Here is a 15529-nt window from a genome sequence, read left to right as displayed (position 1 = left end):
GGGCCGTATCGGCGGGTGGTCTAGCCATAAGTCCTCATTCCCCCGTCTCCCCGGCCGTCCAGCTGTTGTTGCCTCGCATCAGGGCCGACATGACGCGCCCAAGATCGCTTCTGCGGATGCTGTCTGAGCCGGTCCCGAAGCCTCCCTCGATCGATCCTGCTTCGTTGACATCGCGCAGGCTCGTCATCGGCCGGTTGAGAGGCGCTCCCGGCTGCTTAAAGAAGCTGTCGAGATTCTCCGTTCTCCAATTGGACTGCTCCATCGCCGTCGTCGCGTCATGAAAGAGCTGATTGATGCGCTGCCGATAGAAGTCCTTGTTAAGCGGCGAAGTGCCGTGCTCTAGACCGATACCATCCACAACAAACTTACAGAGCTCATCAAGGAGGTTGATGTGGTCGGTTCGTGATCGCTCGCCAATCTCGCCGACGTTATCGGGCTCGGCCAGCGCCGCCTTGTCCGTGTTCGTCCGGGCGCGGCTCATATCGCGGATATAATCAACGCCGCAAATCTTCAATTGCAGGAACGACGCAAGCGTTCGGGTGATCGCGTTCTCCGCCCAACGCTCCACGGGCGCCGCATCAATCATTCGCTCCAGGAAACGATGGAAGATGTCGTGAATTTCAACAATGTACCGGTCACGGCGTTGCTGCGGGGTCGGAATCAGAATGCTCGTGCCAACATGCGTTCGCCCCACCCGCGATGAGGCCTGGATATATTCGGCGATGTCGGACGGCTGGCCGGCAAAGAACATCATATTGAACTCATCGACGTCGACGCCATGAGAGATTGCCGATGTTGCGATCACGCCGCGAAGCGAATGCTTGAGAACCTCAGGCTTGAACGGCGATCCCACCTTCGGTTTCTGGCCGGCCTCCGCAACAATGGCATTTATCAACCCGGCATCGATAGCGCCGGTGATCAAAGCAGTGCGGACCCCTGGAATGTCGTCAATTCCCGCAAGCTTATGATCACGGCGGATGACGTCCTGGAGCGCCGCTTTCACATTGTCGCCGCCCTTTTTGTTCGTCACATAAAGAAGCGCGATGCGATCAAGGTCGACTGCGTAAGCGATTTCCGAATGGCCCACGGTACGGTCGAGCAGCGCGGCACGGTGGCCGTCCCTAAAGATATCGGATGGCAAAGCCGCAGCGAGCGCTTCACGCACGTTCCAGCGTGCGGCATCATCTCCCTCAAGCAGCGCTTTGAGCACTTGCGTAATCGTAAGATGGAAGGCCGATAGGATCGCCACGGTAGCCGCGGTGTGCGTGCGCCCATTGGTCATAAGCGACACATACCGGCGGCGCGTTGGCGTTCGATGCTCCGCATTATCACTGGCATCCCGCGCCGCGTCGCCGCTGCTCGGTTCGCGTAGCCGCGCGTAGAAACTCTCGTACAAGTCTGGCCCGGGTTGAGGGAACAGAACGACCTGCCGCTGATAGATTTGATCAATCTGACGCGCAGGGTCCGAAACCGTGGCCGAGGCAGCCACAATTCTTGGCGGGCGCGCAACGCCATTTTCTTTAACGACTTGATCTGCCAGCAACGGCGAAAGCGTTCTCAGCGCATGAAGAAAGGTCGTCTCGAACAATCCCGAGAACGTACCAAGAGATTCATCCAACAAGTGGGCTTCGTCTTGGATTTCCAAGACCGGATACGGATCGAAGAAGAGCTTTTTGCCATCGGCATAAAATGGAAACACGCCCTGGCAACCGGACGCATCAGGCCCGCGCTGAAATTGATCGCGTTGCCACGGCGAGACGAGCCGTCCGGAGTCACGATGCTGCCACGCCGCAAAGCCGAACATGCCCAGCACGCGGATGAGCGTCCTCGCGCTCTGGCCTATCAATGCCAGCTTATCGACCGTGCCTAACAGGACGGCAGGCGCATAAGCGTAGATGTCGGAATCCATAATGTGAATTGAAAGCGGATGAGGCGCGTCGATCGCGCTGTGCCGCCGGTTCCAAGCGCATTCCCGGTTGAAGCAGCAGTGCGCAAGACGTTCTTCCGGCGGCGGCCCTTCGCGGAAACGTCGCAGGCCGATCGTCGATGTCTTCTTACCGTCCGCGCCTGTCAGTGCGCCCGAACAATAGGGGCAGCTCGACAAGCGCACCCATTTCTTCAGGTAGATGCTGTAGTCACCGCGCCGACGCGATACTTCGTCCCAGTCGTTCTTGGCTAGTGTCGGGATTTCTGAAAAGCCACGGACGCTTCTGTTATTCGGCGTATTTCCGCCACCCACCCAAAATCCGATATCGAAGTCTGCGCCCTTCAGGTCCAAGCCCTCACGTTGCCACGCCCACCTCACTTTGTGAGCGGCGGCCAATACCTGCGAAAGACGTTGCGCTTGCTGGCTGGTTAAGAGGCGCAAGGGATAACGAACAAGCGCCGTCACGCCATGGTGCTTTCCACGAAGCCGATCAAAGGCCAGGCAAAACACGAGCAGGCCAAAGAAGCTTTCCGATTTTCCGCCGCCCGTCGAGAAGTAGAGGAGCGACGCCTCCCGATCGTCCTTGGCTGAGATCGCTGCGCTGTCCTTCCAGCATTCGATCCGTGAAACGATCGCTGGAATTTGCGATAGAATGAAGGCGATTTGAAACAAGCGCCACCCTTCAACGCTTGCGTTCTTTTCCTTCCAGAACTGGCCGAACGCCTGGTTCATGAATCGCCATGCGGTCAAGGGGATGACCTCGGGATCGGTTGGGGCTTTCCCGGCCGTCTGCGCCGCGAACGCTTTCTCAAGTATGGCGACACCGCGCGCGATGGCATCGCGCTCTCCCGACCAACCGCGTAGATCGATTGATTCAAACTGCGCCTTTTCACGCGCGTAATCCGCAGCGTCGACGAGAGGATCGAGCGATCGTCCATACGGCTTCGACGCCTCTACATCCGCCAGCCAGTCGTCGAACGCGCCGAGCAAGCCCTTCACCACATCGAGCCCGCCATCATTCGAACCTAGCGCGTCAAAGTTCGGTGGCGTTGGCAGATCGAATTGTCGGATGAGCGGCTGGAAGTAAACCGGCAATGAGGTTGTTTCGAGAACCGTCGGGTCGGTGAGCCCGCGCCGTCTCACGCCGCAATTAATCCCGAGAGCGTCGTGCGCGAGATAGCGATTGTATCGATACGACGGCGCGATGCGGTCAAGCCGGATGGGCCGGTGAACTCCGGCATCAAATGCGACCGACATCTCGACCTGATAAAGTGTGGAATCGGTCTCCCGCGCCAAAGCCAGCTTCGCGTCCAGAAGATCGGATTCATTCGCAAGAATAATCCGGACAGTACGTTCGTCCGGACGAAGCGGGTCTTCCAGATTTTCGTATTCCAGAACGGGAATGATCGTGGGCCGCGCCAAACGTCGGTTCGTTCGGAGCGCCGCGAGCGTTAGATCCCACGCGACCACGTCTGCCGGCGATATGGTTCGCGACTGCGTGCCGCGTCCACCCGGAAAGCCCCACGGCATTCCGCCGATCTCTGGATCCGCGTCTTGTTGCCAGGCGTCAATCACGGCCTCGACACGCCGCAACATCTCCGCGTTAAAATCCGCCAAATCGCGATCAATCTCGGCGGCGCTGCGTGAAAGCTCGATTCGAAACGCCCCGAGATCGACGGGCACGCGAAGCCATTTTTGCGGAATTTGTTCGCGCTCAATGAGGGCGTCGGGCGGCGAGTTCGCATCGCCGGGGGCTACGGCAAATTCGAACGCCTTCAACGTGTCTCCGTCTCCAGCCGCCGCCGTTTGAACCGTCTGGTCGTCCGCATCAAGGGCGGTATCCGACAAACCGTCCACAGGCTGCTCGCCCGCATCGGTCGCTGCGCTCGCTTCTTCTTCGACAGCTGGATCGTCGGCATTTGGCTCTTCGTCACCTTCGGCAAGGATCGAGACAAGCACGTCTTGCCGCGCAGGCGATTGCAGGATTGCGCCCGTGATCCCCAGTTCCAAAAGCGCGCTCGCTTCGGCTTCCTCGGTCACCCGGTTTTTAATGTCGAGCCACTTGGGGCTCTTTCGACCGTCCTCACCTAGAATCGCGCGGTTTTCGTCTTCGGCTCTTTTCAGCGCTTCCCGCCGATGGCGGAGGATGACCGACCGCGCGTTCTTGGAAAGCCTAAACACAACCTTCGCGGCCGATAGGTCTGCCGCGGAAGGCAGCATGCGAAGATAGATGCAGGCCTTCAGGCCGACCGTGATCGTCGCATGCGTCCGATCAGCAATTTGGAAGGTGAGGCCTGTAGTCCCCACGTGAACTGGCGACGTGACGTCGTCTTTCTCGGCATAGGTTACGGCGACCGACGACGGTTGTCGTCGGGGAAGAAGATGTTGGGTGTGAATTACCCGCGACGGCTTTTCCCGGTAAATGACGCGCCCGGTCGGCCCGGCGCCCCTGAGACGATCGTAGGTTTGATGCAGGATCGCGGAGGCCACGGCCTCCTTCGTCGTGTGGCTTACGTCATTGCCATTTGGAAAGCGGAGATCGGTCATTGCGCCGCCACCTGAAAGGGCTGTTCATTCCCATTCGCCACCGGGGCCTTCTCAAGGTGCATCTCAAGCACCGGGAAAACGCTCTCCATCGCGGCGCGCCGGACATCCTGTAACTTGGAAAACGATGACAGCGGCCCTTGGATGACGCTGTCGGCATCCAGCAGAAGCCGATCGAACAAGCCGCGGCTTGCATGACCGTCGCGACGAAGGTCCGTCCGCACAATCCGGACGGCATCGGTCAACGGACGCGCCAATACGCCAGCGCCCATCAGACTCAAGAACGCCTCGATGTGAAGGGGATTGATAGCCGCGTGCGGCGTGTCAACCTCCGACCGCTCCGCTGCCCGCAGCCAGTATTCCACGGCTGGTTTGCTGATCGACGGGAGACCAGGGTTCTGCTCAAAGAGCATGTCACGGACCCGAGCTGTTAGGCCTTTGGCTCCAAATTGAGCAGTCAGCGACTCAATACCTTTTTTCACCGTGGCCTTGTATTGGTCGACCAGAGCCTGTTCGAGGGTGCGGCCTTTATCGTCCTTTTCTCGCAACGCGGCTTCCAACTCCTCGCGTATCGCATAGGGCATGACGAAGACTGCATCGCCGATATCTAGCGCGCGGGCCTCCTTCGGCGCCAATTGATGCGAGGCAGGATCAAGCACGTAAAATTGCGAACCGGGGCCAGCCGCAATCTTCCCATAGCCGTCCAACACCAAATAGCCCTGCCCGACGAATGGTAGCGCGACCCGCGAGCGATCCGAGTCCAGACCATAAGCGACCGACAAACCACCGTATTCTTTGGCGACCCACGGCAAAGCCGCCCGAAGCAAGGCGGCTCTGCCCGCGTAAGCCGCGTATTCATCGGCAACCGCTGCATCGAGAACGCGGCTCAACGTCAAGGCATCGTGCCCTGCAACGACGAGCCTGAACTGCGCCGGACAGAATGCGTCGCCGATAAAGCTTCGCGCCCCCATATCCGTTGAGGCTGCCCAGATCACAACGGTCGGCTTTTTTCGCTCCAACTCGGCGGGATAATGATGAGGCGTCGTCATCCGAAGTTCCGGAACGCCAGCCTTGAACGAGCCGGGCATCGTCAGAAAATCCAAGAGCCGGTCGTTCGCTTGCTGCGCGTCTTCCGGATGGCGCAAGACAACCACAACATTGTTATCCGGATCGATCTCCGTCAACACGCGCTTCAAATATCGCATCAATGGGGTTTCGGCACGCAAGGCCTCAGCCAAGCCCAAGCCCTCAGCCAGATCCGACTGGATCGAATCTCGCCACGCACCCGCGTGACCGTCGGCAATCCCAACCATCGCCTTGTTGTAATGCGGCTCGAACGAATGCCGCTCACGCTTCACGCGATGGTAGACATCGTGAACATCGGTGTAGGGCGACAGGATTGCGTCCGCTCCGGACGCCGTCAGCGCCATGCCCTTTAACGCAACCGCGCCTTGCTCGAGGACCGAAGCAAGAGGGTTTCCCTCGTCCAGCTGTTTTGCATGATGCCAAAGTCGCGTGGCGACAACGCACTCTCGCGAACCGATCGTCTCAACGATGGGCTGTCTGGCGCTATCGCGGACACCCGGCGCTTCGAAGCCGCGACCACGCGTCGCCCAAACGAGGCGGTGGGCTTCCGATTTTGATCCGAGAACACCAGCACCACGGTAGGTCCGTAACGACCGCCGGATAAACGAATACCTCAAGGGACAATCGGCCAAGATCAGCACCCGTTTTGGCGGCTGCCGCAACGTTTCCGACAATTCGGAGACGAGCATCCTTATCAGGGCGCTGGCGTCGCGTCCGCGAAGGGCGTGTTTCGTCATATCGATGACGGCGAGGTCAAGCGATCCCGGCAATGAGCGCAGCGCCCGTTTTCGATCGGCATCGGGAAAATGAGACGGCAGCAAAAATGCGAAACCCGGACTACGGGCGGCAGAGCCCAAGAGGTTGAGGTGCGAGCGAACGGAGTCGAGCCGCCCGGCAGGGTACAGACGCTTGAATCCTTTCAGCGTCTTTTCATCGAAGTCCCGCCAGTAAGTGCCATCATTGAGCGCGACGGTGTGCGGCACAATCGAAACGAGCGGGACGGACTCGATCTTAGTCTGTCGGTCCCCCAGAAACATGTAAAACAGCGCATCGGAACTGATCGCTCCCGATACCCGTTCGCCGACCACACCGCTCCGAAAGAGCCCCCGTTCATGAAGCTTGGCCGTCCGTGCGCCAATGTCAGCCACGGCTTGCATGGCCGGGCGCCCCATATTCAGAAACAGGGTCCGGATAGGCTTTTCAACTCGCCCCCGGCTTACTTCACGCAGCATCCAGGGAAGAATCGCGCGCGGGGGAATATGCGGCCAAAACAAAGCCGCATGAACAACGTCTTCACTTGCAAGCACATCGTCGATGAGATCGACGAAGTGGGTGAGGTCTTCGTTTGGCTCGACGGTCGCCACGGTGAGGTCGCGACCTTTCGAAGAGGCGTGCTCAAGCACCGGCGCAGTTGCGCCTTTCTGCTCGATGGCAGCCGTCTGGTCCGGCGCTTCGCTTGTCGGCCGCGTCCGAAGTTTCTCGACCAGCAACTTCGTTCGTTCGCGTTTGGATGCCGCAGCCTCTGCTAACCGTTCAGACCAAGAAAGCTGGGCCATCCGACGCTCCTACTGTCTCGGCCGTTTGGAACAGAAGGCGTCCCAATCGCGGGCTACGTGGTTTTCCAGCAAGCTCGCGTCGCATTCATACAATTCGGCGACCAAGTTCAGGACGGCGCGACCGTCTTTCGCCTTTCGTGCATCTTTGAACTTCACCCGCCAGCCTGGCGACAAATCCGCCCACCGCGGCATATGAACAGCCGCGATCTGGTATTTCTGGAACCGATGAAATCCCGCCTTTGACCCTGCGGATAAGCTCGCCACGAAAAGACCGAGGACACCCGCCGATAGAAAGGTCAAAAGATCAGCGAGGGGCCAATGGTCGCTCTTGATTTGATAGACCCCGCTGCCAGCGCAGTAGCCGTGAAGGTCGATTCCGATTACCGGCGCGGCCGACACATCGACAATGAGTAATTTTGGCGAGGCGTGCCAATCGGGATGAAGACTATCGATCGTGCGCCACCAGACTTTTGATTGGCTCGCTTTCGCCCGCGATTGGAGAGCCTTCTTATTCTTCCGTAGATAGGCGGCCATCCGTGGAAATTTCGAGAGTGCCGCGACCTTTCCATTTTTATCGAATACATTGACGATGTGCGTGCCGGTCCAGCGCACTTCACCATCGTGGATCGAGCTCGCATTAACGAATGGTAACAGCCTAGAGCGCTCGATCGCGAAGTCTTTTGCTTCTCCCAAGAATACATCATTACATCCGGTAGCAGAGCCAACGCGAATGGTGCAGCCGACGTCTTCTAGTTTTGGGAAGCGCTGGCGAGCCGCATTGACCGCATTTTCAGCAGCGGAGTTGCGTGTAAGAAGAAGAGGTGAAGCGGAAGGCAAAAAAGTTCTGACTATCTCGTCACCCGAAATTTCGATGTTATCGACTCCTTTGACGGACGAGATCTTTGTGGGGCCCGAGATGTCTCTCTGGAACACGAAGAAATGCGGATAAGCGTCGGCCGAGGTCTCAAAGCTGTCGACATCGCTGAAGTCGATGATACTCTTTAACTGTCCCCGCGACGTAAAAGTCTCCCGAATGGCGTTGCCGTAGACGTTTCGCGTCCAGGTCCCAGGGCACAAAAAGGCGAGTTGACCATGGGACTCCAGTAGGCCGAGCGCATGCTCGATAAAGGCGACGTAGAGGTCGGCTCGCTGTTTGAAAGACTTAAATCGCGCTTTGTAAACGTCGCGTAGCCGGGCTGGGATGGCATCCCAGCGAATGTAAGGTGGATTGGAGACAATGTGCGTGAAGCGCTTACTCGGGCGCGTCTCAAGAAAGTCTTCGTGCTTGATCCACGACTGCGCGATGTCTTTTGCTTTAGCCCGCGATATCCCAAGGTCCTCGAGCTTACCAATGCATTTGGCGCGAAGACTCGCTGCGACCTCAGGATCAACTTCGTATGCGCGGATCACAGGCCCGAGGGTATCGATTTTCTTCCCTTGCGCGTGACACGCATCAACCAAACGGGGCAGTAACGGCAGAAAAAACGCGCCTTGGCCGGCAGCCGGCTCAAGCAATCTCATGGTGAGGATGTTTTCAGGAAAAGCTACGTAGCGGAGACATAGCTCCGCCACTGAGGCACGCGTAAAGAACTGGCACAAATCAGCTTGCCAAGGCCTTCCGGCCTCCAGCTGAGCATTAATCTTCCCCTCCATCCACGCGCCCCCCTCAGCCGTCCTGCCGAAGCGGCCTGGCTAGTGCTTGCCGAATTTCTCTCGCTTCCACGTGCTTCGCTGGCCAGGACGACGGCAGTGGCAATTCCAAAGTCCATCCTCGGCAAGGACGCCCCCGAATGCCCCAGTGACAAGGCGTTGGCATTGACTTTACAATGCAAATGCATTACATGCAACACTCTACGATGCGAGGAGCCGGCAATGGCGAAGGCAGCTGAAATCCTCGAGATCCCCGCAACCATCACGGATCGCGGACAGACTACAGTGCCAGCGGCCATCCGCAAGATGCTCGCCCTGGGAAAGCGCGACCAGGTCGTGTTTCGGGGGCTGGCAGACGGCACTGTCATGATCTCGAAAAAAGAAACGCGCGCGCCGGAGGGCGATCCCGTGATCGGCAAGTTCCTCGACTTTCTGGCCCGGGACATGACGAATGAGCCGGGAAGAATTCGGCCAGTGCCGAAGTCGCTGGTCGCGCGCGGCAAGGGCCTGGTCAAGGGCATCAGGGTCGACCTCGGCGCGGCCCTCCCGGACGACGATGCGTGAGCGACGACCCTTTCGAGCTCAGCGGTTGGACAATTTATGCCCATCCGGTGTTTCTCGACCAACTCGAGGCTTTGATCGCGGCGGTCGAAAAGGCGCGCAAGAAAGATTCGCAGGGATACAGGAAAAAGCGCACCGCAAAACTCCTGGCGGCTGTCTTGAAAGTGGCGTTCGACGACATCCCTAGTGACCCGACGCGCGACTCATATCGGCAGGGCGACACGCTCGGTGACGAGTACACACACTGGTTCGGCGCGAAGTTCCTGCAGCAGTTCAGGCTGTTCTTCCGGTATCAGCAATCGGCAGGCCCCAAGATAATTGTCCTCGCCTGGGTGAACGACGACTCGACATTGCGCGTCTACGAGAGCGCGAACGACGCTTACGCTGTCTTCAGGAATATGCTCGACCGCGGAAACCCGCCGGACGCTTGGAACGACCTAGTAGCTGCGGCCTCAAGCGGCGAATCCGAGCGGCGCCTGTCGCGGTCGACGCGCGGAAGTTGATCCAGGCGGGTCGTTTGGCCGCAACCGCCTGCCGCAACGAGAGACATAACCGACCAGGAAGGGTTTGTGGGATGCTTACCATCCAGCTTTCGGCTACACCGAAAGGCAACGGCTACCAGGCGACCGTGACATTTCCGGACGGCGTGTCGATGAGCTCCGACGAGACCTATTCCACTGTCGGCGAGGCGCTTGCCGCCGCGGCTATGAAGTTGCTCGACATGCCTGACCGCCTTGCCAGGTTGGATCGGGCGGCCGAGTGATCGGGCTGGCTCGCGAGGTTGACGAGCGTCGCCGCGGCGCGCGTGAAGACCTGCGCATCAGCGCCCCTCGTTCCGCTCGCGCTCGAAGGCCCCGCCGGTTGGCGGGGCCTTCGTTGCAGCTTGTCAGTCGCGGTTCGATCGCGACCAGATGAGCGAGAAGCCTTCCTCGCCTTCGACCTCGACCAGCGTCGCGTAGATCGGTGCCGGAAAGCTCGGGTCGTCCAACTTGACCGAGTGGTACTCGCGGCCCGTATCCTGGGACTTCTTCTTCCACATGGCGCCGAACTCGATGTTCGCGCCTGCGAAGATGCGGTAGTCCGGAGCCTTCTCCGAGGAGCGCTCGGCCGGAACGATCTTGGTCTTGACGGTGCCAAGAGCGAGGGTCTTGACGCTTCCGACGAAGCCGTTTCCGCTAGCGGTGAAGTTGCCGATGGTAGCCATGTTCGTGTCCTCTTTCGTTCCTCGGGACGCGACCATCGCGACCTCGATGGCTGTCGTCAGCCGGAGGCGATCGGACCGGTCACCCGAAGGGCCGCAACGCAGTGGAGGACGGCCAGGGCGCGGCTTTCTTGTCTCGCGAGGAATGGACGCGCAGCGACCAGGGGAAGAAAGCCGAGGACGGCCGTTGCGGTCTTGAGATCGAGACGGAGCGTAGCGAACGACGGCCTTCGGATAGACACGCCAAATCGAGGACGCAGTGGACGCGTCAGACCGAACGACGAGGAGACGCAGCGCCAATCGGCACGGCACGCCGCACGGCGGCGTTGCAGGCACAGGGCCCAAAAAGACTCGCCCACATCGTCCAAGACTTGCCCGGCCGCTGAGCGTCTCAGGGCAAACCGGACACGCCATCGTCGACGCACACCGCTCGGCTGCCGAAGGATGACTGGTCAACCCAGAAAGCGGGCCGCGAACCCGGACAACCAACGACCTGCGCCCGCCCGTCCCGCGGCGCGGCGGATGAACGAGGGGAGGGAGTTCTCGCCTTCGGTCGCAGGAACGCGTGACGAAGCACACGACGAAGGCCCCGCGCAGCGCGCGGGGCCTTCGCATTCCGGGAAAGATTAGCGATTCAGGCAAACGTCGGTCGCGCGGAGGTGGCGCGAGTCACGCCGCCTTGTCGACCTCGGCCGCCGTCGGCTGAAGGCCGTGCAAGTACGTGACAGCGCGTTGCGCGTGCGCCGCGGCGGAGAAGATGAAACGCCTGTCGTTGGACAGCACCTCCAGCCACGACGCGAGGTAGCTCGCGTGGTCCGCGCGCGGCTCGAGCTCGGGCACAATCCCGAGGTCGGCGCTGAGAAAGCACGCGCCGAGTTCGGCGACCAGCTCCTCGCGCGCGCGCTCGCTGCGGTCCTTGGCGTAGCGGCTGAGATCGCGGTTGACGCGGTGCGCCGGTGCCGTCCAGTGCACGCACTCGTGCGCCAGCGTCGCGGTGTAGCTCTCGGCGTCGCGGAAACTCTCGAACGGCGGCATTTGGATGAGGTCGAGCGATGGTGCGTAATACGCCTTGTCGCCGCCATGCCGGATCGTCGCGCCGGTGTTGGCGAAGAACGCGTCGGCGTGCGCGAGGCGTCGTTCGGTTGGGGCGCTTGGAGCGATCGATATGTAGTAGGGGTCGGGCAGGCCGTCGATCTGGTCAACGCAGAACACGGTGTAGGCACGCAGGAACGGAACCGTCCGCTCGACATCGTCGCCCTTGTCATCCGTCTCCGTCTTGATGATCTTGTTGGCGTAGACCACCATCGTCCCGGTCTCGCCTTTGCGGATGTGGCCGCCGAGTTCGAGCGATTGCTTGAACGTCATCCATGTCGACGACGCGAATCCGCGCGACACAGCTTCCGACCAGAGCAGCAGGACGTTGATGCCTTGGTAGGGCATCCCGTTATATCGCAGAGGTCGCGTAATGCGCCCGGCAGCATTGGCCGCATTCCACGGCCTGACCCACGGCCGCACGCCGCGCTCCAGGTCGGCGACGATGCGATCAGTGATGCGCGCGTAGACATCGGCGCGCGGTTTTTCTTCTCTCCTGCTCATTTCCATAACCTCCATCTCGGAGGCCGCGCCTTTTGCGGCCCCTCACGGCGTCCGGAGAGGCGGTATCTCGCGCTCGCGCACCCGCTCGGGCCGCAGCGAAGCGGAGGACGGCGTAGCCGTTGCGCGTGCGTCGTATCCGCCGCATGGACCACGAACCGAGAGGGGCCCGCTGGCGCGGCGCGACGCTCTTTGCGTTGATTTTGCCGTCAACACGCTAAAGGGCCGGTCGCGCGACCGGCCCACAGGGACAGCATGTGTAAGGCGAGGCCGAAGCCCCGCCTCGCGGCTTATTCGAAAGCCGCCATCTGGACCGCGGCGGCCTTTTTCGACACCGTTTCGCCGGCATGTTCGACTGGCCGTTCGAAGGGCTTCCAGGCCTCGCCGATGACCTGCTCGTAAGCAGCGACAGCACCCTCGGCCGCCATGCGCAATGCGTGCGCCTGAAGACCCATGTCAGCCGCGAACTCCCGCTTGCGCTGTGCCTGGCTGTCAAAGCCCACGGGGCCGTCGAGATCCTCGTCGCGGACGTCGTTAGCGAGCTTGGCAGTGACTTCACGTGCCTCGGTCACGGCCCTCGAATAGAATTGGCCGGCGCCATGGGCTGAGCCGACATATGCGCCGACGATGCGCTGCAGGTGGATCTGCATGGCGCGCTCGCTAAGTCCGTCCTTGAGCGCGTCGGCCGTCTCGACGACGAGCCGCTCGTGCAGTTCGCGGATGCCGTCACCGTCGAGGATCGCAAGACCGAAGCTCTCGGAGATGCGCAACGTCTGCGCGGAGTCGGGACAGGCGAGGCGAACCATTTCGAGCGTCGTGCCACGGCGGAGCGGAATGACCCGAGCGGCAGCGCGAGGGGAGCGGGTGGATTTGGTCATGATGAGATCCTTTCTCGGTTTCACCTTGGGAGACGATCGGCCTCTGGCCGTTGCTCCCTCGGGTGCGGTCGACCAGAACCGGCCCCAGCGGACCGCATCAGGGGGCGGCGGTTGCCAGGACGAGCATGGGAGGGTTGCGGGCGAGCGGGCCTTTAGGCCTGCGAAGGACGCATCCTTCCTATCGCGAGGCGGTGACCGCCGATCGCTTCGCGACTTGCCCTTGAAGCGGTTCGCGGACGGTTCAGACCGCAGCACAAACCGAGGGAGTGACGGATAGGGGACAGTCCATTGCGGAAACCGTGGACGATCACATCAAATCCGCCAACCACACCACGTCGGGGCCCGGCGTCTGCTTCCCGTCGCCTGCGCTCAGACAGGCCCTTCGTCGCTCATGGCCCCGCAGAAGAACCGTCGTTGAGCGTCTGAAATTCGGCCATCGCCCGTTCCTGCCGATCGAGCTTGCACAAGAGGGCGTCGATCTCACCGCATCGCGCAAGGGTGAGTTCCGCGACATGCTGCTGAAACAGCCGCTCATCCGCGTTCGTCCAACGCGACGCGCTACGGCCGAACTGCCTGCGTTTGGCATGATCAGTGACCGTCAGCCGTGCGGCGCGCGCCGCAATTTGACGCTCGATGACGCCGAGATGGCGCTGCGTCTGGGCTTGCGCCGCTTGCATGCGTGTGAGCATACGCCGATCCCAGGATTGAATCATCGCACCGTCCCGAAAGGCCATGACGGAAAGGGGGAATCGTCCGGCGCGTAGTCGTCCGGGAGAGGCACCGCTGTAATGGAAGAGGCGATGTCGTCACCGGCAATCGCCCAATCGACAAGTGCGGAATCGGCGCCGGCGTTCTTGCGCATGTCAGGCGTGAGGATGCCTTCGAGCGCGTCCGCGATGGCGCTCTCAGGATTATGGTGTGCGTGCACCATGAGATTCACGACGACGAGATAGGCTTTCATGTCTTGACCTCCTTTCTGTCGGCCTGCGGGGGATAAGAGTTCGGCGCGTGGATTGAGAGGCGCACGGCGCGTCTCCAGGCGCCGGAGCCGGCGAAGTGTCGTCTCAGCCGCGGATGCCAGACGACGACGAACGGCATTTCGCCGTCCTCGTCAGTGGCGGTTTGCCAACCGAACGCTTTTGCAATGAGACGCCATGGCATGGCTCACCTCCATCCGATGAAGTCGGAGGGACCGCCGTAGACCTGGTGTCGCGCCTCGTCGATGACGAAGCCGAAGCGGCCGACGTCGTATTCGTCGACGGGGACAAGGAAGCGGCGCTCCTCGGTGCCCGGCCCGCGCTTGCCGCCAGGTGTGGCGACGGTCTCCACGAAGCCGCCTACGTGCTTGGAGGTGATCGCCGACACGACGATCCAGTCCTGCGCGTGCGCCTTCACGAAGGCGCGGCGGTCTTTCTCATGGGACTCGCCCGGTTGCAGGATCGTGCCGAAGATCGTCTCCCATGCGTCCGGCCAGCTGTCCTTGATGGTTCGCTCGGCGCACCGCCGCTCGAAGGAGGTGAAGAGTTGCGGAAAGGTGATCGCAACGATCGCCCATGCGGCGTCCTCTTCGTACCAACCGCCCTTCACGCGCAGCATGGGGTGGACCTTGCGGTTCCGCTCGGCGGAAAGCTTGAAACCACCATGCCCGGCAGTGGAGTGCGCCGTGACGCCTTCGGCGTAGACCGTCGCACCCTGTGAGGCACCCCAAGGCGTGTGAGCACGCGAGTATTGCTCGACGCGACCGAGCATCTTGCGTTCACGCTGGTGCTCGGCATTTTCAAGGACACGAGTACGGAATGCCACCTCGTCGGCGAGCTCACCGGAATGACCGTAGAAATCCTCACGCCGCGATTCCGTCAACGGCCGGCCGATGCGCCAGGCAGTCGCGAGATAATGCCGGCCGTCACGCGCCGGCAACATGGCAAAGGCGGTATCGGCGACACGCGCGACGACAAGACCGTCGCCGCTGCGGCCGAATTCAGTTTTCGGGAACGGGTCAGCCTGCGCGGCCGAGCTTTCAGTGGGGAAGGGGGCGGTCATGCTGCCCTTCCTTCGACGGCATCCGCGCCGACCTCATCCGCCGTAACTTCTTCCAGCACCGCGTGGGGATAACCGTGGCGTGTCAGCCACTCTTTGGCGTCGGATTCGTTTGCGCCGAGATAAACGAGTTCTGCGTCGTCGCCGGCGCGATCGAACACGCGGACCCAACCGATGGCCGGACGTTCGACGATTGTGAACTGAAGCTTCGAGTCCAACGAGAAGGTCCGGTGAACGCGAATGGCGATGACGCCGCCGGCGCCGTAGTCGGCTTCGTGCAGGGTGAAACAGGCCGACAGGGCGACACGCCCGACGCTGCGACCAGCCTGCTTGCGAATGAGGCGGCCTCGGCTGTTGTTGGTCTGCCACGCGGCGAGCTTTTTCCTGAAGCGCGCCGGTGGCTGCGGCGTTCCGTCGGACCAGGCGACGATCGAGCCTACGGGGGCGTTGTCGATGATGGTGTGCGCGGACATGGAGTTCTCCTTTTGTGTGCGTG

The 15529-nt window shown here is 61.1% G+C and carries 14 protein-coding genes; 3 read left to right on the top strand and 11 right to left on the bottom strand.

What is annotated here, in order from left to right:
• Positions 1 to 34: 34 nt before the first annotated feature.
• From OCA5_RS18470 to OCA5_RS18460, 3 genes are read right to left on the bottom strand one after another with little or no spacing between them, the layout of a single operon-like run.
• A complete protein-coding gene (locus OCA5_RS18470; protein ID WP_012564781.1) occupies positions 35 to 4474 on the bottom strand; it encodes a DEAD/DEAH box helicase family protein in 4440 nt (1479 codons plus the stop codon).
• Complete coding sequence (locus OCA5_RS18465) at positions 4471 to 7113, bottom strand: hypothetical protein (RefSeq protein WP_013913493.1); 2643 nt, start codon at positions 7111 to 7113, stop codon at positions 4471 to 4473. The genes OCA5_RS18470 and OCA5_RS18465 overlap by 4 nt, the downstream gene beginning before the upstream one ends.
• A 9-nt stretch (positions 7114 to 7122) precedes the next feature.
• Positions 7123 to 8766 carry an Eco57I restriction-modification methylase domain-containing protein gene (locus OCA5_RS18460; protein WP_012564784.1) on the bottom strand — a complete coding sequence of 548 codons (1644 nt, stop codon included), beginning with the start codon at positions 8764 to 8766 and terminating at the stop codon, positions 7123 to 7125.
• 219 nt (positions 8767 to 8985) lie between these two features.
• Here OCA5_RS18460 and OCA5_RS18455 point away from each other — a divergent pair, with 219 nt between their 5' ends.
• From OCA5_RS18455 to OCA5_RS18445, 3 genes are all read left to right on the top strand, one after another.
• Positions 8986 to 9327 carry a type II toxin-antitoxin system PrlF family antitoxin gene (locus OCA5_RS18455; protein ID WP_012564785.1) on the top strand — a complete coding sequence of 114 codons (342 nt, stop codon included), beginning with the start codon at positions 8986 to 8988 and terminating at the stop codon, positions 9325 to 9327.
• On the top strand, positions 9324 to 9827 hold the full coding sequence (locus tag OCA5_RS18450) for a type II toxin-antitoxin system YhaV family toxin (protein WP_012564786.1): 504 nt from the start codon (positions 9324 to 9326) through the stop codon (positions 9825 to 9827). The genes OCA5_RS18455 and OCA5_RS18450 overlap by 4 nt, the downstream gene beginning before the upstream one ends.
• Positions 9828 to 9898: 71 nt before the next feature.
• Positions 9899 to 10087 (top strand): hypothetical protein, encoded by a 189-nt coding sequence (locus tag OCA5_RS18445; protein ID WP_012564787.1) that lies wholly within the window; start codon positions 9899 to 9901, stop codon positions 10085 to 10087.
• Positions 10088 to 10210: 123 nt separating this feature from the next.
• Here the strand turns inward: OCA5_RS18445 and OCA5_RS18440 are convergent, their stop codons facing one another.
• The 8 genes from OCA5_RS18440 to OCA5_RS18395 all read right to left on the bottom strand — a co-directional run bounded on the left by OCA5_RS18440 (position 10211) and on the right by OCA5_RS18395 (position 15506).
• Positions 10211 to 10564 (bottom strand): DUF736 domain-containing protein, encoded by a 354-nt coding sequence (locus tag OCA5_RS18440; RefSeq protein WP_013913492.1) that lies wholly within the window; start codon positions 10562 to 10564, stop codon positions 10211 to 10213.
• A 630-nt stretch (positions 10565 to 11194) separates the two neighbouring features.
• Positions 11195 to 12121 carry an ArdC family protein gene (locus tag OCA5_RS18430; RefSeq protein WP_013913491.1) on the bottom strand — a complete coding sequence of 309 codons (927 nt, stop codon included), beginning with the start codon at positions 12119 to 12121 and terminating at the stop codon, positions 11195 to 11197.
• A gap of 287 nt (positions 12122 to 12408) precedes the next feature.
• On the bottom strand, positions 12409 to 12996 hold the full coding sequence (locus tag OCA5_RS18425) for a hypothetical protein (RefSeq protein ID WP_012564790.1): 588 nt from the start codon (positions 12994 to 12996) through the stop codon (positions 12409 to 12411).
• Positions 12997 to 13385: 389 nt separating this feature from the next.
• Complete coding sequence (locus OCA5_RS18415) at positions 13386 to 13685, bottom strand: hypothetical protein (RefSeq protein ID WP_422836374.1); 300 nt, start codon at positions 13683 to 13685, stop codon at positions 13386 to 13388.
• Positions 13686 to 13705: 20 nt separating this feature from the next.
• Positions 13706 to 13957, bottom strand: a complete 252-nt coding sequence (locus tag OCA5_RS18410; protein WP_012564791.1) for a hypothetical protein — start codon at positions 13955 to 13957, stop codon at positions 13706 to 13708.
• On the bottom strand, positions 13954 to 14157 hold the full coding sequence (locus OCA5_RS18405; protein ID WP_012564792.1) for a hypothetical protein: 204 nt from the start codon (positions 14155 to 14157) through the stop codon (positions 13954 to 13956). Before OCA5_RS18405 ends, OCA5_RS18410 begins: the two co-directional genes overlap by 4 nt.
• Before the next feature lie 3 nt (positions 14158 to 14160).
• The gene (locus OCA5_RS18400) at positions 14161 to 15036 is read right to left on the bottom strand and encodes a DUF7007 domain-containing protein (protein WP_012564793.1); all 876 of its coding nucleotides are present in this window, start codon (positions 15034 to 15036) and stop codon (positions 14161 to 14163) included.
• A complete protein-coding gene (locus OCA5_RS18395; RefSeq protein WP_012564794.1) occupies positions 15033 to 15506 on the bottom strand; it encodes a hypothetical protein in 474 nt (157 codons plus the stop codon). The genes OCA5_RS18400 and OCA5_RS18395 overlap by 4 nt, the downstream gene beginning before the upstream one ends.
• Between the last annotated feature and the right edge of the window lie 23 nt (positions 15507 to 15529).

This window comes from Afipia carboxidovorans OM5 (assembly GCF_000218565.1).
Lineage (GTDB): Bacteria > Pseudomonadota > Alphaproteobacteria > Rhizobiales > Xanthobacteraceae > Afipia > Afipia carboxidovorans.
Note: the sequence above shows the minus strand (reverse complement) of the source record. Positions and strands in the feature narration are given on the sequence as shown.